General features: G+C 44.9%; 18 protein-coding genes, 1 tRNA gene and 1 pseudogene. 18 read left to right on the top strand and 2 right to left on the bottom strand.

Annotated features, from left to right (window positions below):
- Positions 1–105 precede the first annotated feature (105 nt).
- From xerD to B0X70_RS17725, 10 genes and pseudogenes are all read left to right on the top strand, one after another.
- A complete protein-coding gene (gene xerD, locus B0X70_RS17770) occupies positions 106–1,017 on the top strand; it encodes a site-specific tyrosine recombinase XerD (RefSeq protein WP_051560698.1) in 912 nt (303 codons plus the stop codon).
- 23 nt (positions 1,018–1,040) lie between these two features.
- A complete protein-coding gene (gene dsbC, locus B0X70_RS17765; RefSeq protein ID WP_105398497.1) occupies positions 1,041–1,742 on the top strand; it encodes a bifunctional protein-disulfide isomerase/oxidoreductase DsbC in 702 nt (233 codons plus the stop codon).
- A gap of 5 nt (positions 1,743–1,747) precedes the next feature.
- Positions 1,748–3,481: a single-stranded-DNA-specific exonuclease RecJ gene (gene recJ / locus B0X70_RS17760; protein WP_217469998.1), complete on the top strand. Its 1,734-nt coding sequence runs from the start codon at positions 1,748–1,750 to the stop codon at positions 3,479–3,481.
- A 157-nt stretch (positions 3,482–3,638) separates the two neighbouring features.
- Positions 3,639–4,737 (top strand): peptide chain release factor 2 gene (gene prfB, locus B0X70_RS17755; RefSeq protein WP_105395549.1). Its coding sequence is split into 2 segments (ribosomal slippage): positions 3,639–3,713 and positions 3,715–4,737, totalling 1,098 coding nucleotides; the frame shifts between segments, so codons are not numbered across the junction.
- A 9-nt stretch (positions 4,738–4,746) separates the two neighbouring features.
- On the top strand, positions 4,747–6,261 hold the full coding sequence (gene lysS, locus B0X70_RS17750) for a lysine--tRNA ligase (protein ID WP_217469997.1): 1,515 nt from the start codon (positions 4,747–4,749) through the stop codon (positions 6,259–6,261).
- A gap of 150 nt (positions 6,262–6,411) precedes the next feature.
- Positions 6,412–6,485, top strand: a tRNA-Gly gene (locus B0X70_RS17745).
- A 246-nt stretch (positions 6,486–6,731) separates the two neighbouring features.
- Positions 6,732–7,355 (top strand): CatB-related O-acetyltransferase, encoded by a 624-nt coding sequence (locus tag B0X70_RS17740; RefSeq protein ID WP_217469995.1) that lies wholly within the window; start codon positions 6,732–6,734, stop codon positions 7,353–7,355.
- A 202-nt stretch (positions 7,356–7,557) separates the two neighbouring features.
- Complete coding sequence (locus B0X70_RS17735; RefSeq protein ID WP_217469993.1) at positions 7,558–8,493, top strand: Rpn family recombination-promoting nuclease/putative transposase; 936 nt, start codon at positions 7,558–7,560, stop codon at positions 8,491–8,493.
- Between the two features lie 83 nt (positions 8,494–8,576).
- Positions 8,577–8,829, top strand: a pseudogene (locus B0X70_RS17730) (ISNCY family transposase); the annotation flags it as partial.
- 99 nt (positions 8,830–8,928) lie between these two features.
- Positions 8,929–9,114, top strand: coding sequence for an RpnC/YadD family protein (locus B0X70_RS17725; protein ID WP_217469989.1), 186 nt, complete (start codon positions 8,929–8,931; stop codon positions 9,112–9,114).
- Between the two features lie 372 nt (positions 9,115–9,486).
- Here the strand turns inward: B0X70_RS17725 and B0X70_RS17720 are convergent, their stop codons facing one another.
- Positions 9,487–10,254 carry a DJ-1/PfpI family protein gene (locus B0X70_RS17720; RefSeq protein WP_113025066.1) on the bottom strand — a complete coding sequence of 256 codons (768 nt, stop codon included), beginning with the start codon at positions 10,252–10,254 and terminating at the stop codon, positions 9,487–9,489.
- Between the two features lie 176 nt (positions 10,255–10,430).
- Here B0X70_RS17720 and B0X70_RS17715 point away from each other — a divergent pair, with 176 nt between their 5' ends.
- A complete protein-coding gene (locus B0X70_RS17715) occupies positions 10,431–11,402 on the top strand; it encodes a GlxA family transcriptional regulator (RefSeq protein ID WP_036810638.1) in 972 nt (323 codons plus the stop codon).
- Here the strand turns inward: B0X70_RS17715 and prpR are convergent.
- Positions 11,399–13,075: a propionate catabolism operon regulatory protein PrpR gene (gene prpR / locus B0X70_RS17710; RefSeq protein ID WP_217469988.1), complete on the bottom strand. Its 1,677-nt coding sequence runs from the start codon at positions 13,073–13,075 to the stop codon at positions 11,399–11,401. The two genes, B0X70_RS17715 and prpR, sit on opposite strands and share 4 nt — an antisense overlap.
- Positions 13,076–13,376: 301 nt before the next feature.
- On the opposite strand from prpR, the gene prpB reads away from it, so the two are divergent.
- The 7 genes from prpB to B0X70_RS17675 all read left to right on the top strand — a co-directional run bounded on the left by prpB (position 13,377) and on the right by B0X70_RS17675 (position 22,182).
- Positions 13,377–14,267: a methylisocitrate lyase gene (gene prpB, locus B0X70_RS17705; protein WP_217469986.1), complete on the top strand. Its 891-nt coding sequence runs from the start codon at positions 13,377–13,379 to the stop codon at positions 14,265–14,267.
- A 60-nt stretch (positions 14,268–14,327) separates the two neighbouring features.
- Positions 14,328–15,494: a bifunctional 2-methylcitrate synthase/citrate synthase gene (gene prpC / locus B0X70_RS17700; protein ID WP_217469984.1), complete on the top strand. Its 1,167-nt coding sequence runs from the start codon at positions 14,328–14,330 to the stop codon at positions 15,492–15,494.
- Positions 15,495–15,549: 55 nt separating this feature from the next.
- A complete protein-coding gene (locus tag B0X70_RS17695; RefSeq protein WP_217469982.1) occupies positions 15,550–17,001 on the top strand; it encodes a bifunctional 2-methylcitrate dehydratase/aconitate hydratase in 1,452 nt (483 codons plus the stop codon).
- Between the two features lie 7 nt (positions 17,002–17,008).
- Entirely contained in the window at positions 17,009–18,958 is a 1,950-nt protein-coding gene (locus B0X70_RS17690) for a propionate--CoA ligase (protein ID WP_256448138.1), read from the top strand.
- A gap of 123 nt (positions 18,959–19,081) precedes the next feature.
- Positions 19,082–19,249, top strand: coding sequence for an EamA family transporter (locus B0X70_RS17685; protein ID WP_250150892.1), 168 nt, complete (start codon positions 19,082–19,084; stop codon positions 19,247–19,249).
- A gap of 171 nt (positions 19,250–19,420) precedes the next feature.
- Positions 19,421–19,939, top strand: coding sequence for a DUF2946 domain-containing protein (locus tag B0X70_RS17680; protein WP_256448137.1), 519 nt, complete (start codon positions 19,421–19,423; stop codon positions 19,937–19,939).
- 149 nt (positions 19,940–20,088) lie between these two features.
- Positions 20,089–22,182, top strand: a complete 2,094-nt coding sequence (locus B0X70_RS17675; protein ID WP_246593541.1) for a TonB-dependent copper receptor — start codon at positions 20,089–20,091, stop codon at positions 22,180–22,182.
- Positions 22,183–22,223 lie beyond the last annotated feature (41 nt).

The following is a 22,223-nucleotide window of genomic DNA, read 5'->3' as shown; positions in this document are numbered from 1 at the left end:
TTAATCATTATGGTTTTTGAATATCTGGATTGGCATTGTAACAGAATAATTGCTTTTTCAGGCATAATAGCCGACAGAGATGTGCAGATTTAAGGGAAGTATTTCGTGTCAAAACAACCAACTCAGTTGACTAATCCACTGATAGAACAATTTCTTGATGCTATCTGGTTGGAACATGATCTCGCGGAAAATACGCTTGCTTCTTACCGGCTGGATTTACAAGCCCTGGATAACTGGTTGATACATCATGGTCATAATTTATTATCTGTCCAGACGATAGATTTGCACTCTTTTCTGGCGGAACGCATGGATGGCGGGTATAAAGCCAGTAGCTCGGCGCGTTTACTCAGTGCTATGCGCCAGTTGTTTCTCTATTTTTATCGGGAAAAAATGCGGGAAGATGATCCGACAGCGCTTTTGTCCGCACCGAAATTACCAAAGCGATTGCCTAAAGATTTGAGTGAAAAGCAGGTCGAGGATCTACTTAATGCGCCCTGTACAGATCAACCGGTGGAGCTAAGGGATAAAGCGATGCTTGAAGTGCTTTATGCCTGTGGTTTGCGAGTATCTGAGCTAGTAGGGTTGACCCTTTCCGATGTCAGCTTGCGTCAAGGCGTGGTGAGAGTGATTGGTAAAGGGAATAAAGAACGGTTAGTACCTTTAGGGGAAGAGGCGATTTACTGGCTGGAGCATTATGTGGAGTATGGAAGAGCCGGGTTACTGAATGGTGCAACGCTGGATGTGCTTTTTCCTAGCAAACGGGGGCGACAAATGACCCGGCAGACTTTCTGGCATCGTATTAAACATTATGCGCTGTTGGCTGGAATCGATACTGAACGGTTATCTCCCCATGTTTTGCGTCACGCATTTGCCACACATTTGCTTAATCATGGCGCTGATTTGCGAGTTGTGCAGATGTTATTGGGGCATAGTGATCTATCCACAACACAAATATATACTCATGTAGCAACAGAACGGCTTAAATTGCTACATCAACAACATCATCCGCGTGGGTGAGCACGGATTTAAAGGAACCGAAAATGAAAAAAAGCGTGTTATGTTTCCCTCTGTTACTGGCCTGGTTTAGCGGAAATGCGCTTGCTGATGATGATGCTGTCCATAGAACGATGCAGAAACTAGGGATAAAAGCAGAAAACATCCAGCCATCACCTATTGTTGGTTTAAATACGGTAGTGACCGAGCAAGGGATCATTTATCTCTCTGATGACGGGAAATATTTATTGCAAGGGCCAATTTATGATGTCAGTGGCAGCTCTCCTGTCAATGTCAGTAATCAATTGTTGATGAAAAAGCTGGAAGCAATGACAGATCAAATGATTATTTACAAAGCGCCAAAAGAGAAGCATGTCGTTACCGTTTTCACGGATATTACCTGTGGTTACTGCCATAAATTGCATGAAAACATGCAAGAGTACAATAAACTGGGTATTACTGTGCGCTATCTGGCGTTCCCCCGTCAGGGCATGCAGCACCAATCTGCTAAAGATATGCAATCTATCTGGTGTAGCGCAACACCGCAGAAATCATTGGATGCTGCGTTTAAAGATGGAGATGTTTCGCCAATTAAGAGCTGTAAAGTGGATATTGCTAACCATTACAAATTGGGTCTCCAGTTTGGCGTCCAGGGAACGCCGGCGATTATCCTTAAGGATGGCAGTCTGTTAGGTGGATATATGCCGCCAGAGGCTTTGGCAGCGGCATTGGCGCAACGTGGTAAATAAGTTTAGTGAATATTGAAACACAACTCCGCCGCCGCCCGGTGGTGGATGACAGTCATCTTCCACAACAGATTCATCCATTACTGCGTCGTTTGTATGCCATTCGTGGTATCCAGCAAGCGAATGAATTGGAGCGTGGCGTTCAAGGCTTATTGAATTACCAGCATTTGAGTGGCGTGGAACAGGCGGTGGCGCTCTTGTTGACAGCACTTCATGAACACTGGCGTATTGTTATTGTCGGTGATTTTGATGCTGATGGGGCAACGAGCACGGCATTGGCGATCCGATCATTACGCTCGATGGGATATCGCCATCTGGATTATCTGGTGCCAAATCGTTTTGACGATGGTTATGGTTTAAGCCCGCAGGTGGTCGAAGAGGTCGTCAAAAAAGGCGCTGACCTAATTATTACCGTGGATAATGGTATCTCTTCCCATGAAGGAGTTGCGGCTGCCCATCAGCACCGTATGAAAGTGATTGTCACGGATCACCACTTGCCGGGCGATATTTTGCCGGCTGCCGATGCCATTATTAATCCCAATTTATCCGATTGCTCTTTCCCATCTAAATCTTTGGCAGGGGTTGGCGTCACGTTTTATCTGATGTCGGCTTTAAGGGCGGCGCTGAGAAAAGATCAGTGGTTTGAAAAGCAAGGAATTGCTCTGCCGAATCTGGCAGAAATGTTGGATTTGGTTGCGTTAGGCACGGTTGCCGATGTTGTACCTTTGGATGCCAATAACCGGATTCTGGTTTATCAGGGATTGAATCGCGTTCGTGCAGGGCGTTGCTGTGCGGGAATTCGGGCATTATTGGAAGTTTCCAAACGTGATGCCTATAAGCTAGCAGCCAGTGACTTAGGCTTTTTTCTTGGGCCAAGACTGAATGCCGCTGGTCGCCTCGATGATATGTCCATTGGCGTCACTTTATTGCTAACTGACGACATGGCAAAGGCGCGCCAGATAGCTTGCGAACTGGACAGTCTTAACCATACCCGGCGTGAAATAGAGCAGGGAATGCAACAAGAAGCCCTGCAAATTTGTGACAAACTTGAACGTACCAGTACTGAGCTGCCTTATGGGCTGGCGCTTTATCATCCAGAATGGCATCAGGGAGTAGTCGGCATTCTGGCTTCTCGCATTAAAGAACGTTTTCATCGGCCTGTTATCGCTTTCGCACCGGCAGGGGACGGTATTTTGAAAGGTTCTGGTCGTTCAGTGCAGGGGTTGCATATGCGTGATGCGCTTGAGCGGCTTGATACTTTGCATCCGGGGTTGATACTTAAATTTGGCGGTCACGCGATGGCTGCCGGTTTGTCACTTGAGCAGGATAAATTTGAACAATTTCAGCGTCACTTTTCTGCGTTAATGGCGGATTGGTTAGATATTTCGCAACTTGAAGGTGTTATCTGGAGTGATGGTGAGCTAGCGATCAATGAACTGTCATTGGACATTGCAGAGATGTTGCGTGATGGCGGTCCTTGGGGGCAGGCATTCCCGGAGCCGGTTTTTGACGGTAAATTCAAGCTACTGCAACAGCGCATTGTTGGAGAACGTCATTTAAAGGTGATAGTGGAGCCATTAAACGGTGGCCCGATGCTAGACGGGATCGCGTTCAATATCGATCCTACCCGCTGGCCGGATAACAGTGTCCGTGAAGTAGAACTTGCCTATAAACTGGATATTAATGAATTTCGTGGCAACCGTAATGTACAGCTTTTGATCCAACATCTCTGGCCTTATTAACCGCGTGATCAGTAGGTAGCCAGTTATTGTCATGTACGCTTGTATGAATGCGTGACAAATCTGTTGAAGTGCTATAAACCCTGTGTCGAATCCGCTACAATACGCGGTTCGAAAATTATCCATTTATCTACGACTACACAACGTAAGACACGAAAATATGTTTGAAATTAATCCGGTAAAAAACCACATTCAGGACCTGTCTGAACGGACAACGGTTCTGAGGGGGTATCTTTGACTATGATGCCAAGAAAGAACGCTTAGAAGAAGTTAATGCTGAACTGGAACAGCCTGATGTTTGGAATGAACCGGAGCGGGCACAGGCTTTGGGTAAAGAGCGCTCTTCACTGGAAGGGATTGTTGAGACTATCGATCAGCTTGAGCAAGGTCTGGAAGATGTACAGGGCCTGCTGGAATTGGCAGTAGAAGCTGACGATGAAGAGACTTTTAATGAAGCAGTGGTAGAGCTGGGACAGCTTGAAGACAAGTTGGGTGAGTTAGAATTTCGCCGTATGTTTTCTGGTGAGTATGACAGTGCGGACTGTTATCTTGACTTGCAGGCCGGCTCTGGCGGCACCGAGGCTCAGGATTGGGCAAGTATGCTGATGCGTATGTATCTGCGTTGGGCTGAATCCAAAGGTTTTAAAACTGAAATCATTGAAGAATCAGATGGTGAAGTTGCTGGCTTGAAATCAGCGACTATCAAGATCATGGGTGATTATGCTTATGGTTGGTTGCGTACTGAAACCGGTGTGCACCGTTTGGTACGTAAAAGCCCATTTGATTCTGGCGGTCGTCGCCATACTTCATTCAGTTCTGCTTTCATCTATCCCGAAGTGGATGATGATATCGATATTGAAATTAACCCGGCGGACTTACGTATCGACGTTTATCGCGCATCCGGTGCGGGTGGGCAGCACGTTAACAAAACAGAATCTGCGGTGCGTATTACCCATATTCCAACCAACATTGTGACTCAGTGTCAGAATGATCGTTCTCAGCATAAAAACAAAGACCAGGCGATGAAACAGCTAAAAGCGAAGCTGTATGAACTGGAAATGCAGAAAAAGAACGCCAATAAACAGGAAATGGAAGAGAATAAATCCGATATTGGTTGGGGTAGTCAGATTCGCTCTTATGTTCTGGATGACTCACGCATCAAAGATTTGCGCACCGGCGTTGAAACACGTAATACACAAGCGGTGCTGGATGGTGATCTCGATAAATTCATTGAAGCAAGCCTTAAAGCTGGCTTATGAGGAACTAAAATGTCACAACAACAACAGGGTGCTGAGCAGGCTCCCGATTTAAATAATGAACTGCAAACCCGCCGCGAAAAACTGGCTACTTTACGGGAAAATGGTATTGCGTTCCCGAATGATTTCCGTCGTGAAAATATTTCAGAAGATTTGCACGCCAAATACGACGACAAAACTCAGGAAGAGCTGGAAGCACTGAATATTGAAGTGACGGTTGGCGGTCGTATGATGACGCGTCGCATCATGGGTAAGGCTTCTTTCGTCACGCTACAAGATATGGGCGGTCGTATTCAGTTATATGTTGCCCGTGACGATCTGCCGGAAGGTATTTATAACGAACAGTTTAAAAAATGGGATCTGGGAGACATTCTGGGCGCGCGTGGCAAACTGTTTAAAACTAAAACCGGCGAACTTTCTGTTCACTGCACCGAACTGCGTCTGCTGACAAAAGCGCTGCGTCCATTGCCGGATAAATTCCACGGTTTGGCTGATCAAGAAACTCGTTACCGCCAGCGTTATCTGGATCTGATCGCCAACGAAGAATCGCGCAAAACTTTCCAAATTCGCTCTCAGGTCTTATCGGCCTTGCGTAGCTTTATGGTCAGTAAAGGCTTTATGGAAGTGGAAACGCCAATGATGCAGGTTATTCCTGGCGGCGCCTCGGCACGTCCATTTATTACTCACCACAATGCGCTGGATATTGATATGTATCTGCGTATTGCGCCGGAACTTTACCTGAAACGTCTGGTTGTTGGTGGTTTTGAGCGTGTGTTTGAAATTAACCGCAACTTCCGTAATGAAGGCGTATCTCCGCGCCATAACCCTGAGTTCACCATGATGGAACTCTACATGGCGTATGCGGATTACAAGGATCTGATCGTCCTGATAGAAGAGCTGTTCCGCACGCTGACGCAAAATATTTTGGGGAATACTCTGGTTAAATATGGCGAGCAGGAATTTGATTTCGGTAAACCGTTTGCTCAAATGACCATGAAACAGGCCATTTGCCAATATCGTCCTGAAACCAACATGGCTGATTTGGATGATATGGATAAAGCGGTGGCTATCGCTGAATCTCTTGGCATTGAAGTGGAAAAAGGTTGGGGTCTTGGTCGTGTTCAGTGTGAAATCTTTGAAGAAACGGCGGAAAGCCATCTGATTCAACCAACATTTATCACTGAATATCCGGCAGAAGTTTCTCCGCTAGCGCGTCGTAATGATGCAAATCCATTTATCACTGACCGTTTTGAATTCTTTATTGGTGGGCGTGAGATTGGCAACGGCTTCTCAGAGTTGAATGACGCCGAAGATCAGGCGGAACGTTTTGCTGAACAGGTTCGCCAGAAAGATGAAGGCGATGACGAAGCTATGTTCTACGATGAAGATTATGTAACGGCTTTGGAACATGGTATGCCGCCAACAGCCGGTTTAGGTATTGGTATTGACCGTATGATTATGTTGCTGACAAATAGCCATACCATCCGTGACGTCATTCTGTTCCCGGCAATGCGCCCGCAGAAATAACAGATTGAATTAAATTTTAAATTCCAACTCCTCTGTAGCATAACTGCTAGGGGAGTTTTTATTTTCAACTGCCTTAAATATAGACAACTGAAACAGATAATGGCTTGCTGATGCCAACGAAGTCGCTATAATAATTTATGTTATCCCCAAGCGAGCGTAGTTCAATGGCAGAACGAGAGCTTCCCAAGCTCTATACGAGGGTTCGATTCCCTTCGCTCGCTCCAGTTCTGTTTTCTTTCTAGAAAATGCTGTCGCATTGAAAATATGCTTTTTGATATGATGTAAATTAAATCAAAAGAATTTACGAATGATAATCAATATAAGTTAATAATTAACTCATCGTTTAATATGAAAAGAATCCCGTTATTAAATCAACCTCGAATCGGCTAGGCGTGATGTATTTTGAGTGCGAATACATCACCATAGAAAGCATTCTATGGTAAATAAATAATTAATAGAGACTATTTACCATGAAAGAAAAACATTGGTCAAAAATCCAATTTTTACATGAAGCTATAACTAATCAAAGTATTGTCATCAAAGGAACCCATAGCTATTATAGCGATTGCTGGAGTGGCGGTTTTGAAGAATCTGTCGTTCGCTATTTGTATGGTGATAAGATCAGTCTTCAATGGGAGTCTAAGTGGCCAATTGATAAATTGTATATTGGCGATTATGTTTGTATAGGTGCTGAAACTATCATTCTTATGGGTGGAAACAATACACACAGAGCGGATTGGTTCTGTTTATATCCATTCATGGAATATATCGAAGAGGCGTATGTAGGCAAAGGTGACACGCATATTCATGATGGCGTGTGGCTTGGTATGCGTTCAATGATTATGCCAGGCGTTACTATTGGAGAAGGCGCTATCGTTGCTGCTAATAGCGTTGTCACTAAAGATGTTGAGCCATATAGTATTGTTGCTGGAACGCCTGCGAAATTAGTTAAATATCGCTTTGAGCCGCACATTATCAATGAGCTACTTGCGTTAAAAATATATGATTGGTCAGAAGAGAAATTTAATGCTTTAAAACCCTATCTCTGTGCTTCGGATATTAAGGCATTAAGATCTGCTGTAAGGTCATATTGATGGGAATAGTTAATTAGTTCCGTAGAATAATTAATTAGGCTTGATTAGACTAATTAAATGTGATTTTTAAGACGTTCTATTATTGAATTATTTAACTGAAATACATTAATTGTTAGTTTAAATACCGTTTCGGCATTCAAGCCGCAAACGGTATTTATTTAATATTCCTTCAATATAAAAGAAAATATGTTACTATCCTCTTATGAAAAGAAAAAATACACCGACGCCACATGATGCTATTTTTAAAAAATTTTTAAGTCATACTGATACCGCCAGAGATTTTCTAGAGATACACTTACCTGCGACATTACGGGCAGTTTGTGATCTTGATACACTGCGACTGGAATCGGGGTCATTTATTGAGGACAATCTGCGGGTACATTATTCCGACATCCTGTATTCATTAAAAACTACGCAGGGTGAGAGTTATGTGTATTGCGTGATTGAACACCAGAGTTCCCCGGATAAGATGATGGCATTCCGGCTGATGCGTTACAGTATTTCAGCGATGCAATGGCATTTGGAGCAGGGACATAAAAAATTGCCGCTGGTTATTCCGGTGTTGTTCTATCACGGAAAAGTGCGGCCGTATCCGTGGAGTACCAACTGGTTCGACTGCTTTGATGCTTCGGCTCTGGCGGAAGAGATCTATTCCAGCGCGTTTCCGCTGGTAGATGTGACGGTAATCCCGGATGATGAAATCTTGACGCACAAACGGGTCGCACTACTGGAAATAGTACAAAAACATATCCGGCAACGTGATATGGCGGAGTTACGGCAAAAGCTGGCCATGTTGTTTGCGTATGATTACTATACAGATGAGCAGCTAAAAAGCATGCTAAACTACATATTACTGGTGGGAGATACCGCCGATCCAGAAGGTTTTATCCGGCAACTGGCAGAACAGTTCCCGAAGTATGAGGAGGTACTGATGACAATAGCGCAGAAATTGAAACATAAAGGACTTCAAGAAGGACTTCAAAAATGCCAAGAAGCACATCAAGAAGGATTGCAGAAAGGTAAAAAACAGGCGATTCTGGAAATCGCCTGTAGAATGATGAACAATGGTATCGATCGTGAAACAATAATGAAAAGCACAGGGTTGAGCCAGAACGAACTTGAACAAATACATCACTGATTCGTGCTGAGAGCCGTAATCGGTATTTAAAGATTCGTGTTAGAAGAGGGGCTTGTCCAGCGAGTAACGGGACCGTCCCCTAGAAATATGAGGAGGTAATTGATGACAATAGCGCAAAAACTGGAGCAGAAAGCGTTCCAAGAAGGATTTCAGGAAGCATACCAAGAAGCATATCAAGAGGCATACCAAGAGGCATACCAAGAAGGATTACAGAAAGGTAAAAAACAGAAGATTCTGGAAATCGCCTGTAGAATGATGAACAATGGTATCGATCATGAAACGATAATGAAAAGTACAGGGTTGAGCCAGAAAGAACTTGAACAAATACATCACTGATTCGTGCTGAGAGCCTGAATCGGTATTTAACGATTCGTGTTAAAAGAGGGGCTTGTCTGGCGACTGGCAGAACAGTCCCTGAAATATGAGGAGGTACTGATGACAATAGCGCAGAAACTAACGCAGAAAGCATACCAAGAAGGATACAGAAAAGGATTACAGATAGGTGGAAAACTGGCGCTTGTGAAAATCGTGTATGCAATGATAGACAATGGTATAGACCATGAAACGATAATTAAAATCATTGTGATGAGCCGGAGTAAGATTGAACAAATAGCCGATTAACTTATGCTGACACCTTATTGGCATGAAAATTCGTGTAATATAATAGGTGCACAGAACTTTACATAGAAGCTGTATATTATTTGGATAGGTTTAAAATCATACTTTTTCTGTCGGGTATTAAGCTTTTTAATTGAAATAGTATTTGAATAATTAAACAATACTCTTCAAATAAAACATTTGAAACATCGTAATCCGATAAATTTTCTCTTGGAAGCGGCAACCGGATTGGTTGCCTATACCGTTTAATCTAAAAAACAAATCTGAATCTATGTACCTCTGAGTTAGACGTTCTTATAATAGGAAATATTTCCGTTATTGGTAAATAATCGAATGCTGAAACAGGTTGAATTAAGCCATCATACGAAAATAGATTCAGTAGATATCTGATATTCTCTTGGCGCTTTTAATTAAGATTTCTTTGTAATCAGGCGTCTGTTTTTCCACATTGGAAAATATAGCTTGAAGCGTGGCATGAGTTATTTCTTTGCCGGCGAATTCTGGCATGCCGCTATTGAACGGTGGTTCTGGGCTATATTGCATTGCCAATTGGACTGCTTGTGCATATTCTTCACCTTTGATTTCAGCAAGCAATGTTAAACCGAAATCAATACCTGCGGTGACTCCACCTCCAGTAACCCGGTTTCTATCAATAACGACTCTTTTATTAACCGGTATTGCACCGAATTCGTTGAGATCGTCTATCATCGACCAATGAGTCGCCGCCTGATACCCTTTTAGCAAGCCTGCGGCTCCTAATAGGATAGATCCTGTACATACACTTGTTACCCAAGACGCTTTATTTCCCACTTTATGCATCCAATCAAGCATGTCTAATTCGGCAAGCAAAGCATAAGGATTTCCTGTACCGGGAACACATAAAATATCCACTTTATCTAATTGCTCAAATGTAGTGCTCGGCGAGAATGATATATATTCCAGCTCAGTACGCACCGGAAGTAAATCGTGCCAAACATATTCAATATTTAACCATCCTCCTACTTCAAGAACTGTTGCGGGACCAATCATATCAAGTGGCGTCATGCCTGGGAAAATGACAAAGGCGAGAGTGGGTTTTTCTCCAGACGATGTTTTCATTAACGAAGATAATGCCGCAGGATGTTCCTTAGATGTGTTTTTCATGGAGAAGTTTTCCTTATCGAGATTGAAACGAGAACTGAAATTCATATGCCGCTATTTTTAGCGATCGCTGAATATTTGTATTCCCGGTAGTAAATTGATGGAACAACTGTAACCCTAAACTAATTGGCGTATATGCCAATATTGCGACGATTTACGCCAACTGCCATAATTGCCTTATGGACATTAAAACTCTCTATTTTCTAATCTTCCCCAACGTAAATCTGCTGGACCTTTCAGGGCCATTGCAGGTCTTTACCACAGCCAATGAACTGGCAGAGAAGGCTGGTCACAGGCGGCCTTACGCCATAAAAGTCGTGGCTTGTGAGTCCGGGCAGGTAATGACGCAAGCCGGAATAACTGTGCAGGCAGAACCCTTACCTAAGTTGGATTCTCCCGCCGATACTCTGATCGTTGCCGGGGGCATTGGCGTTGAATCAGCGTCGAACCATTTGCCATTACGTGATTGGTTAAAGGGGCATGCATCGCTGGCCCGGCGTATTGTGTCTATATGCAGTGGGGCATTCATTCTGGCTGCTTGCGGGTTGCTTGATGGTCGCAGAGTCGTCACACACTGGAGTAGCTGTGCCGAGCTAGCCCGGCGTTACAGTAAATTGCGGGTAGAATGTGATCCTATTTTTATTCAGGATGGCCCGGTGTGGACTTCTGCTGGCGTCACCGCAGGAATCGATTTGGCTCTGGCATTGTTGGAGGAAGATTTCGGTCATAAATTGGCGCTGGATGTTGCACGGGAACTCGTTATGTTTCTCAAACGTCCCGGTGGGCAGGAACAGTTTAGTGCTCCACTGGCATTACAAAGCAGTACGAGTAAATTTGCAGATTTGCACGCTTGGATGACCAACAATTTGGCGGGAGACCTCTCAGTAGCCGCTTTGGCCGCCCGGGCCAATATGAGTGAGCGCAGCTTTGTGCGCCACTATGGCCAACATGTAGGAATTACGCCAGCTAAGGCGGTGGAGCGATTCCGCTTGGAAGCGGCGCGTCAACTTTTAGTTGAATCTACGCTATCGCTCAAGTGCATAGCCTCCCGTTGTGGTTTCGGCTGTGAAGATACTTTGCGTCGTAGTTTCTTCCGGGCATACGGTAGTACTCCACAGGATTATCGTAAGCATTTCAAAACGACGTTTTAAATCACGTTTTCGTTAACGTTCGTTCCTTCATTCCCCGCCAATTCTTGTTTCAGTCGTCGCCACAATGTAGTGCGGCTAATCCCCAGATACTCCGCAGCGGCTTGGCGATCGCCAGAAAACCGTTTCAAGGTTTCATGGGCTGAAAGTGGCGCAACAAGTGAGGATTGTTCAGTCAACGAAGGTTTTATACTTTTTTCTGCCAGCTTGAGTGTAGATTTACGCTCCGGTGAAAGGGCTAATATCAATTCCGGTGTTAAGGTATGCTCAGGATGAGCACTGAGATATAACGTTACCCGTTCCATGAGATTACGTAATTCTCGGACATTGCCGGGCCAATGATAGGTTTGCAATGCTTCCTGACAGGCAGCAAGCTCTTGCACTCTTGATTGTGATACCGGCAAGTTCAATGCGGCAAATGCTCGTCGCAGATATTCCAGCGCCAATATACCAACATCGTTGCCCCTTTCTCTGAGGGCTGGAATATTGATCCGTAATACACTCAGACGATAGAACAGGTCTGTTCGAAAACGCCCCTCTTGCACCCAAGTATCCAAATCGCAATGTGTGGCGCAAATGATCCGAACATCAACGACAATGGGGCGGTGCCCTCCTACTCTGACAACGGATTTTTCTTCTAGTACCCGCAATAGCCGCGTTTGAAGGGGCAGTGGCATTTCACCAATTTCATCCAGAAATAACGTGCCTCGATGAGCAACTTCAAAAAGACCCGCACGTCCTCCACGTCGTGAACCGGTGAAAGCCCCTTCCTCATAACCAAACAATTCAGCTTCCAATAGGGATTCAGCAATGGCGCCGCAGTTAACGGCGACAAACGGGCGTTGATGTTTACCTGCAATCTGACCATACCGCAGAGCATATTCATGGTGAATGGCTTGTGCCACCAGTTCCTTCCCTGTACCACTTTCCCCTTGTATTAGCACTGTGGCAGGCGAGCGGGCGTATAGCATAATAGTGTTGCGCACATGTTCCATTACCGCTGAATCTCCCCGGATATCATTGAGAGTATGACGGGTACGCAAACTATTCTCGGTTGGATAAGCAGAAACTGAGGCTTGGTTGAGTTTGGTCATTCTGGCGATATCCAGAGCATCACGGAATGCCTGGCGGATAGAATTAGCGGAGTAGACAAAAACACCCACCAATTCAGCTTCATAGGCAAGATCGGTAATCAACCCGGCACCGACAATCACTTTAATGCCGATGGCTTTTAGTGCATTGACTTGGGCCCGTGCGTCTTCTTCCGTTACGTAACTGCGTTGTTCAATTCGCAAGTTGAACCGTTGCTGAAATTCTTCTAGCGCGGGTAACGTGTTCTGATAGGTGATAACACCAATACGAGAGCTGATTTGTCGTGCACGGGCTAATGCCTGCATAAAATCAAATCCGCTGGCTTTGGCGATAATAACGGGCACTGACAAACGGCTTTTAAGATAGGCGCCATTAGAACCGGCACAGAGCACAGCATCACAACATTCAGTTGTTAACCGTTGACGAATATGCTGAACCGCATTTTCAAAACCGAGTTGGATAGGCGTGATATTGGCCTGATGATCGAACTCTGGTGTGATATCACGGAAGAGATCAAAAAGACGGGAAACAGATACTGTCCAAATGACCGGTTTATCACGTTCTGTTGACGGTATTTCTGCCATGCTATTCCTCTATCTGTACGCTGCTTTCGTTTTTCCCACCACAATAGTTCAATGTTTCGCAATTGTTTCATTCATGTTTCGTGAAACGTAATTGATTCATTATGAAACAGGTGTGTTTTTCTATCAATGGTACTTTCCTACAAACTAATAAATATTTTTATCGTTACTTTTCGATTAAAAAACAAAATCTTATCGTTATTTTGTGTTTGTTTTTTAAAACCGCCAGCCATTTTTTATTTTGTTGGCACACCTATTGCTAGGTAACAAATGAGTTTCATTATAATAACAATGAGGTCCTAACATGGCGCTTTCCTCTGCTGGTTTGGCATTGCGTCAGGCTATAGAAGCCGAATCTCCACTACAGATCGTTGGCGCCATTAATGCGAATCATGCGTTGCTGGCTAAACGGGCGGGCTATAAAGCCATCTATCTTTCTGGTGGTGGTGTATCGGCGGGTTCATTGGGGATGCCTGACCTGGGAATTTCAACGCTGGATGATGTGTTAATAGATATTCGTCGTATTACGGATGTATGTGATTTGCCATTGCTGGTGGATGCTGATATCGGTTTTGGCTCTTCTGCCTTTAATGTGGCACGTACAGTGCGCTCAATGATCAAAGCAGGGGCGGCGGGGTTGCACATTGAAGATCAGGTCGGTGCGAAGCGCTGCGGTCATCGCCCGAATAAAGAGATTGTATCAAAAGAGGAAATGGTTGATCGCATTAAGGCCGCAGTCGATGCTCGTACTGATAAGCATTTTGTCATTATGGCCCGCACTGATGCCTTGGCTGTTGAAGGATTAGCTGCGGCTCTTGACAGGGCAAAAGCCTATATCGAAGCCGGGGCAGATATGCTGTTTCCTGAAGCGATCACTGAATTACACATGTATCAAGCATTTGCGTCAACAACCGGGGTTCCAATACTAGCCAACATCACCGAATTTGGTGCGACTCCACTTTTCACGACTGAGGAGTTGAAAAGTGTGGATGTTTCCATCGTGCTCTACCCGCTTTCTGCTTTCCGAGCAATGAATAAAGCAGCCGAGCAGGTTTATGCCACACTCCGTCGCGAAGGGACGCAGAAGAGTGTGATCAGCATGATGCAGACTCGCAATGAGTTATACGAGAGCATCAACTACTACGATTTTGAACAAAAATTGGATGTGCTTTTCTCCCAGAAAAAGTCTCAATGATGGACAGTTCCACCTAATTTCATCGTTTTATATGGCATAAAAACAGTAGAGGTGATACCCATGAGCGAACAGAACACGATGACTGAGTTAACCACTTTCAAGCCTAAAAAATCGGTAGCCCTTTCTGGCGTCAGTGCGGGTAACACAGCGCTTTGTACCGTTGGAAAGACCGGTAATGATCTGCATTACCGTGGTTACGATATTCTTGATCTTGCGACCCAGTGTGAATTTGAAGAAGTTGCATACCTACTGATCCATGAAAAATTGCCTTCCTGCGCTGAACTGGCTACCTATAAAACGAAATTAAAAGCATTACGGGGTCTGCCGAGTAGTGTAAAGGCAGCACTGGAAACATTGCCCGCAGCTGCCCATCCGATGGATGTCATGCGTACGGGCGCCTCTATTCTTGGTTGTACATTGCCTGAGAAAGACGATCATAATCTTGCGGGAGCGCGTGATATTGCTGATAGATTACTAGCCTCTTTCAGCTCCATGTTGCTCTATTGGTATCACTATAGCCACAATGGGCGTCGTATTGAGGTGGAAACGGATAATGAGTCGATAGGCGGGCATTTTCTGCACCTCCTGCATGGTAAAAAACCCAGTGAATCGTGGGAAAAAGCCATGCATACCTCCCTAATTCTTTATGCGGAACACGAATTTAATGCTTCGACATTTACCAGCCGGGTTATCGCAGGAACTGGTACGGATATCTACTCTGCCATTATCGGAGCGATTGGTGCGTTGAGAGGACCAAAACATGGTGGAGCAAATGAAGTCTCTTTTGAAATTCAACAGCGTTATGAAAATCCTGATGAAGCAGAGAGGGATATCCTGGCGCGATTAGAAAGAAAAGAGGTCATTATCGGCTTCGGTCATCCGGTTTATACCATCTCTGATCCCCGTCACAAAGTGATTAAAAATGTGGCTCTGCAACTTTCCAAACAGGCAGGAACCACCAAAATGTTTGATATCGCGGATCGAATAGAAGCGGTGATGTGGGCCAATAAGAAAATGTTCCCGAACCTTGATTGGTTCTCAGCGGTTTCTTATCACATGATGGGAGTGCCAACTGCGATGTTTACACCACTGTTTGTGATTGCTCGCACTGCGGGATGGGCGGCCCACATTATTGAACAGCGTATTGATAACAAAATTATTCGTCCAGCAGCCAACTATACCGGGCCAGAAAATCAAGTATTTATGCCAATTAGTAAACGTGGGTAACGCTATTTTCGATGCAGAGATCCCTGTATACGTGTTTTTTTAACAAGGAATTATTATGTCTACCTCTGTTGTAAGCAATCGCCCTGAATATGATCAGGTGATTGTGGATATTGTGGATTATGTTATGGAATACGCCATCACATCATCCATCGCCTATGAAACGGCTTATTACTGCTTTCTGGATACATTAGGTTGCGGGTTGGAGGCACTGGAATATCCGGCTTGTAAGAAATTGCTAGGGCCGATTGTGCCGGGGACAGTGGTACCTAATGGCGTGCGCGTGCCGGGAACGCGGTTTCAACTCGATCCGGTACAGGCGGCATTTAACATTGGTGCGATGATCCGCTGGCTAGACTTCAATGACACATGGCTTGCCGCTGAATGGGGGCATCCATCCGATAACCTCGGTGGCATCTTGGCAATAGCTGACTGGCTATCAAGAAATGCCGTTGCTGGTGGGAAAAAGCCTCTCACGATCAAAGATGTTTTGGCGAGTATGGTTAAAGCGCATGAAATTCAGGGATGTCTTGCACTGGAGAATGCATTTAATAAAGTCGGTTTAGATCATGTTGTGCTGGTAAAAGTGGCTTCGACCGCTGTTGTTGCTGAAATGTTGGGATTGAATCGGGAAGAGATCCTGAGCGCGGTATCGCTGGCTTGGGTTGATGGACAGTCGCTGCGAACTTACCGCCATGCTCCCAATACCGGTTCACGCAAATCTTGGGCTGCCGGCGATGCGACATCCCGCGCGGTGCGTTTGGCTTTGATGGCGCAAAAGGGTGAAATGGGATATCCCTCGGTATTAACCGCAAAAACGTGGGGATTCTATGATGTTCTGTTCAATGGTCAGCCTTTTAAATTCCAGCGTGCCTATGGCTCTTATGTGATGGAAAACGTGCTGTTCAAAATCGCTTTCCCGGCAGAATTTCATGCTCAAACTGCGGTGGAAGCGGCAATGAGCCTGCATCAACAATTGAAAGATGCAGGTAAAACTATCAATGACATTACAAAGATCACCATTCGTACCCATGAAGCCTGCATTCGGATTATCGATAAACAAGGCCCGTTAAACAATCCTGCGGACCGAGATCACTGTATTCAGTATATGGTTGCGATTCCTTTGATTTTTGGCCGCCTTACTGCGGCGGATTACGAAGATAGCGTTGCGGCAGATCCCCGCATTGATGCACTGCGGGAAAAAATAGTGTGTGTTGAAGATCTTGATTTTACCCGTGATTATCACGATCCAGAAAAACGCTCTATTGCTAACGCATTAACTGTTACGTTTACAGATGGCAGCCAGCTTGATGAAGTTAAAGTTGAATTCCCCATCGGCCATGCTCGCCGCCGTAAGGAAGGTATTCCATTATTGCTGAAAAAATTCAGCACCAACCTGGCACGCCAGTTCCCTGAGACACAACAGAAAAAAATCCTGTCTGTTTCCCTTGACCGTTCGTTACTGGAAAACATGTCTGTAAACGAATATCTCGATTTGTACGTTATTTAAATTTGTCATGCTATCGGCGGCCGCTCTCCCAAGTGCCGCTCTATCATCTACGGCAGCACTAGGAGAGATTATGTCATTCAACGCTTTTTATCAGCAATCTATTGATGATCCCAATTCTTTCTGGGCAGAACAGGCGCAACGTATTTTCTGGCAACACCCGTTTGAGCAAGTGCTGGATTATAGCAATCCTCCCTTTGCTCGCTGGTTTTGCGGGGGAAAAACCAACCTATGTTACAACGCGTTGGATCGCTGGCTGGAAAGCCAGCCCGATGCCAAAGCGCTTATCACGATTTCAACAGAAACCAATAGTGAGAAAGTATTTACTTTCAGGGAATTACATCAGGAAGTGAATAGAACGGCGGCTATGATGCTCTCTCTGGGGGTTAAAAAAGGTGACAGGGTTTTAGTTTATATGCCAATGGTTGCTGAAGCTTTGTTTGTTTTGCTCGCTTGTGCCCGTATTGGTGCCGTTCACTCTGTTGTCTTTGGTGGTTTTGCTTCTCAAAGCCTTGCTACTCGGCTGGATAATGCTGAGCCAGTGTTGGTGGTGTCTGCTGATGGAGGATCGCGCGGCGGCAAAGTTATTCCTTACAAGCCATTGTTGGATGAGGCTATCGAACTGGCGAATCACAAACCCCGTCATGTGTTGATGGTTAACCGCGGACTATCGGAAATGGTTTGGGTGCCGGGGAGAGATATCGATTTCGCTACATTGCGGCAAGAGCACTTTGATGCAGACGTACCCGTGACCTGGCTTGAATCAAATGAAACCTCCTGTGTGCTCTATACATCCGGCACAACGGGCACGCCAAAGGGCGTACAGCGTGATGTTGGAGGTTATGCTGTCGCACTGGCAACATCTATGGATATCATTTTTGGCGGTAAAGCGGGGGAGGTGTTTTTTAGCACCTCAGATATCGGCTGGATCGTCGGGCATTCTTATATTGTTTATGCTCCTTTAATTGCAGGAATGGCGACGATTATGTATGAAGGGCTGCCGATACGGCCAGATGCGGGCATTTGGTGGAAAATAGTGGAGAAATATCAAGTAACGCAGATGTTTTCAGCACCTACAGCGATTCGTGTACTGAAAAAATATCCAATTGAATGTATTGGTAAATACGATATTTCATCACTTAAAACATTGTATTTGGCGGGAGAACCGCTAGATGAGCATACCGCCCGCTGGATTGCTGAGGCTATTAATGTCCCGGTCATAGATAATTACTGGCAGACCGAGACCGGTTGGCCGATTATGGCTATTGCCCGCCCGCTGGATGACAGGCCGAGTCGATTTGGCAGTACTGGTTTCCCGATGTATGGTTTTCATGTCAAGCTCATCAATGAACTGACTGGCAAAGCGTGTGGTGATAACGAAAAAGGAATGCTCGTTATTGAAGGGCCTTTGCCCCCAGGTTGCATCCAAACTATCTATGGTGATGATACACGTTTTCTCAACACCTATTGGCGACATTTTGAGCATGCTGTTTATTCCACATTCGATTGGGGTATCCGTGATAGTAATGGTTATTATTTTATTTTGGGGCGTTCGGATGATGTGATTAACGTGGCCGGGCACCGTCTGGGAACAAGGGAGATAGAAGAGTGTATTGCCAGCCATGAAGATGTTGCCGAAGTGGCTGTTATTGGCATTAAGGATGCTATCAAAGGGCAAGTCGCGGTTGCTTTTGTTGTCCTAAAGGATGGGAAGGAGATCCAGAATGCCGAGCATTTTGCTGTTTTGGAAAAAGTCTTGATGGATTTGGTCAATAAGCAAATTGGTAGTGTAGGCCGCCCGGCACGGATCTATTTTGTCTCTCAGCTTCCCAAAACACGTTCAGGAAAAATGTTGCGTCGAACCATGCAGGCAATATGTGAAGGACGTGAACCCGGTGATCTTGCCCTGATTGAAAATCCTGCTTCATTAGACGTCATTCGAGAAGCTGTTTTTCAGTGAATAGCTTTTCATAATATTGCGGCGCTTTGATTTTTCCTTGTTGATTTTCTAGAAGCGGGATACTGCCTCCATAAACTGCTTTATTAACAATTACTATATACCCTATGGATTTCAACATGCAGGTTGGCCCTTTCTCGAAGCCTTGCCGCGTTAGTTTCAGCACTGAGGGAAACAAGTGTGATTTTTGGCATTATTTTCAGTGCATGGATTCTCAAAGAGAAGATAGGGCTGGTAAGATTGATTTGTACTTTGATAGTCATGGTTGGCATTTTTTTAACCATTTTAAAGTAAAATAGTATCTTGTGCTTTACCGGATATATATGGCGGGCTGAAATTTTGGTCGAATTTAATGAAAATAATCCCGCAGATTTTAGAAAAATAATAAATTTTGCCGCTAAAGCGACATTCCTGCATAAAGTGTTTTAACATTTGGTCGTTAAATACGTACAATCTCGTCCCTGAATGTGTTCTCTACAGAATAGGCTTAGTTTGTCACTGATCCAATTTTATACATCGCGAAGCCGCTTGCCAGCTTGGCTCGGTATATTCGCGATACTGATGTTGTTCATTGCGCCAGTGATCTCTCGGTCACTGGAACATGCGCGCATTGGTGAGGCTCATTCATCGAGAGTGGTCGATTGCCATGTGGCGATGTCATCTGACGATGATATGCCTCGGAATATGTCTCATTCTGACGTTTCTTCCGTATCACATGCGACTAAGTCATATAGTACTAACCATCATGATGGCATGCAGATGGGTATGCATGGTGGTATGTCGATGTTGGAGGATATTGCCTGTGGATACTGCGTTTTTCTGATCCATATACCTATGCTGGATTTGGCGAATACACCGCTATTTTGGTCAACTTCGCTGACTTCACGGCCACCACCGATTCAAACTGTAGCTTCCTTTCTGCCGCATTTCATCTTTTCTGATTCATTGCCTCGTGCTCCGCCTGAACAGATCTCATCTCGTTAATTTAAACATAATGAAATGTCTTGTCCTGCTCATTGTTGAGTCAGGGAAGGTTTGTTCATACCAAAAATAATTTGGTTGGATTCTATAACGTATTCCGCTTTTGATAGAAATATCACTTTGGAAGGTGGATTTACATTTAAGGCAAGATGATGATATTCGAAAAAAATATTTCTCATAAAAAAAATACGCTGTCCCGTTGTATTAATTCGGCAATGCCGCTTTTTCTGTTGGCTGCTTTTAATGGCTATGCAGCTGAAACTTCACCTGATTCACGCGACCATGTGCACGGTTTAAAAACCAATGATGGTGATGTGATCACGGTAACAGCACCTTTGCATTCTCCTTTGTCAATTGTCACCTCGCCAAAAACGCCTCGTCAGCCGGTTCCGGCCAGTGACGGCTCTGACTATTTGAAAACCATACCGGGATTTTCTCAAATCCGTAACGGTGGCACCAATGGGGACCCGGTATTTCGCGGAATGTTTGGTTCAAGGATTAAACTTCTGACTGATGGCGCAGAAATGCTAGGGGCTTGTCCCGGCAGAATGGATGCCCCTTCATCTTATATTTCGCCAGAAAGTTATGATTTGCTGACAGTCATTAAAGGGCCTCAAACGGTATTGTGGGGACCCGGCGCTTCCGCTGGGACCGTAAGGTTTGAACGTGAACATCCGCGATTTGATGAGCCGGGAGCAAAAATCAATGCCAGTGGACTGACGGGTTCAAATGACCGTTGGGATGGCAATGTTGATGCGAGTATCGGCAGTGAATTGGGATATTTACGTTTAATGGCAAATAAATCCCGTTCAAATGACTACAAAGATGGCGATGGGTATCGCGTTCCTTCACGTTGGGATAAATGGAATAGTGATCTTGCGTTAGGGTGGACGCCGGATAAAGATACATTGCTTGAATTGACCGCCGGGAAAGGTGATGATGAGGCCCGTTATGCTGGACGTAGCATGGATGGTTCGCAATTCAAACGTGAAAGTCTCGGTTTACGTTTTGAGAAATCTCACCTCAGTGAGGTGCTTGATAAGGTTGAAGCCCAAGTTTATTACAACTATACCAACCATATTATGGACAATATCACGCTGCGTTCCCCGAATAGTCCTATGTCGATGGGGATCTCTTCTTCGGGTTGTAAGCATGGGTGTGGTATGCACATGAATATGAACCACGGTATGTCGATGCAACTGGATCGTCGCGTTGTCGGGGGGCGAGTCATGGGCACTTGGCTATGGCAAGACGTTAAATTGGAAAGCGGCGCAGATACGCAAACCAATACCCACCGTAATAAATCAGGTAGCTCATGGCAAAAGGATGCTCAATTTTATAACTATGGCCTGTTTAGCGAGCTAACTTGGTATACCACAGAACAGAGCGAATTAATAACCGGCGCCCGTCTTGATCGCAGCCGAGTAAAGAAATTTGCTGGCAATAGTGAAAAAGAGCGTAATGATACTTTACCGAGTGGTTTTATGCGCTTAGAGCATACTCTGGCTGATATGCCAATGATGTTTTATGTCGGTATTGGTTACATCGAGCGTTTCCCTGACTATTGGGAACTGTTTTCGCCTAAATATGGTCCGGCGGGGAGTGCCAGTGCTTTTGATGGGGTAAAAAGCGAGAAAACCACCCAGCTTGATATTGGCGCTCAATATACCGGGGAACGTTTTAATGGTTGGGTATCCGCTTATGTAGGGCGTGTAAATGATTTCATCTTATTTAGATATAGCCCGACAAACGCCCGTATTAGCCAGGCTGATAACGTTAATGCCAATATTATGGGAGGGGAGATGGGCTTTGGTTATCAATTGACAGATCATTGGAAAACGGACGCCAGCCTTGCCTATGCTTGGGGAGAAAACAGAACGGATGGCAAACCGATGCCTCAGATCCCGCCTCTGGAAGCCCGCTTCGGATTGACCTATGAACGTGGTGATTGGAGCAGTACCGGTTTGTGGCGATTGGTTAGCAGCCAGCATCGGATTGCCGAGGGGCAGGGTAATGTTGTCGGTAAAGATTTCCAAGATAGTTCAGGTTTCGGCGTACTTTCTGCAAATGCTGCCTATAAGATTAATAAAAATATAAAAGTGAGCGCGGGTATCGACAATATTTTGGATAAAGAATACAGCGAACACCTCAACCTTGCTGGTAATAGCACCTTTGGTTATTCAGCGAATACCTCAGTGAATGAACCCGGCCGGACAGTGTGGGCGAAATTAGATATAAAATTTTAATGAGAAAAAGGCGTCCAATTATTGGGCGCCAATTATTTGCT

The sequence above is a fragment of the Photorhabdus akhurstii genome (assembly GCF_019090985.1).
Lineage (GTDB): Bacteria > Pseudomonadota > Gammaproteobacteria > Enterobacterales > Enterobacteriaceae > Photorhabdus > Photorhabdus akhurstii.
The sequence above is the reverse complement of the archived record's forward strand: the minus strand, read 5'-3'. Positions and strand labels throughout refer to the sequence as shown.

Bases quoted from the DNA above. Each gene is read 5' to 3' on its own strand.
- dsbC (WP_105398497.1), top strand. From the start codon at position 1,041: ATGAAAAAAAGCGTGTTATGTTTCCCTCTGTTACTGGCCTGGTTTAGC.
- lysS (WP_217469997.1), top strand. From the start codon at position 4,747: ATGTCACAACAACAACAGGGTGCTGAGCAGGCTCCCGATTTAAATAAT.
- B0X70_RS17740 (WP_217469995.1), top strand. From the start codon at position 6,732: ATGAAAGAAAAACATTGGTCAAAAATCCAATTTTTACATGAAGCTATA.
- B0X70_RS17735 (WP_217469993.1), top strand. From the start codon at position 7,558: ATGAAAAGAAAAAATACACCGACGCCACATGATGCTATTTTTAAAAAA.
- B0X70_RS17725 (WP_217469989.1), top strand. From the start codon at position 8,929: ATGACAATAGCGCAGAAACTAACGCAGAAAGCATACCAAGAAGGATAC.
- B0X70_RS17720 (WP_113025066.1), bottom strand. From the start codon at position 10,254: ATGAAAAACACATCTAAGGAACATCCTGCGGCATTATCTTCGTTAATG.
- B0X70_RS17715 (WP_036810638.1), top strand. From the start codon at position 10,431: ATGGACATTAAAACTCTCTATTTTCTAATCTTCCCCAACGTAAATCTG.
- prpR (WP_217469988.1), bottom strand. From the start codon at position 13,075: ATGGCAGAAATACCGTCAACAGAACGTGATAAACCGGTCATTTGGACA.
- prpB (WP_217469986.1), top strand. From the start codon at position 13,377: ATGGCGCTTTCCTCTGCTGGTTTGGCATTGCGTCAGGCTATAGAAGCC.
- prpC (WP_217469984.1), top strand. From the start codon at position 14,328: ATGAGCGAACAGAACACGATGACTGAGTTAACCACTTTCAAGCCTAAA.
- B0X70_RS17695 (WP_217469982.1), top strand. From the start codon at position 15,550: ATGTCTACCTCTGTTGTAAGCAATCGCCCTGAATATGATCAGGTGATT.
- B0X70_RS17690 (WP_256448138.1), top strand. From the start codon at position 17,009: ATGCTATCGGCGGCCGCTCTCCCAAGTGCCGCTCTATCATCTACGGCA.
- B0X70_RS17680 (WP_256448137.1), top strand. From the start codon at position 19,421: ATGTGTTCTCTACAGAATAGGCTTAGTTTGTCACTGATCCAATTTTAT.
- B0X70_RS17675 (WP_246593541.1), top strand. From the start codon at position 20,089: ATGATATTCGAAAAAAATATTTCTCATAAAAAAAATACGCTGTCCCGT.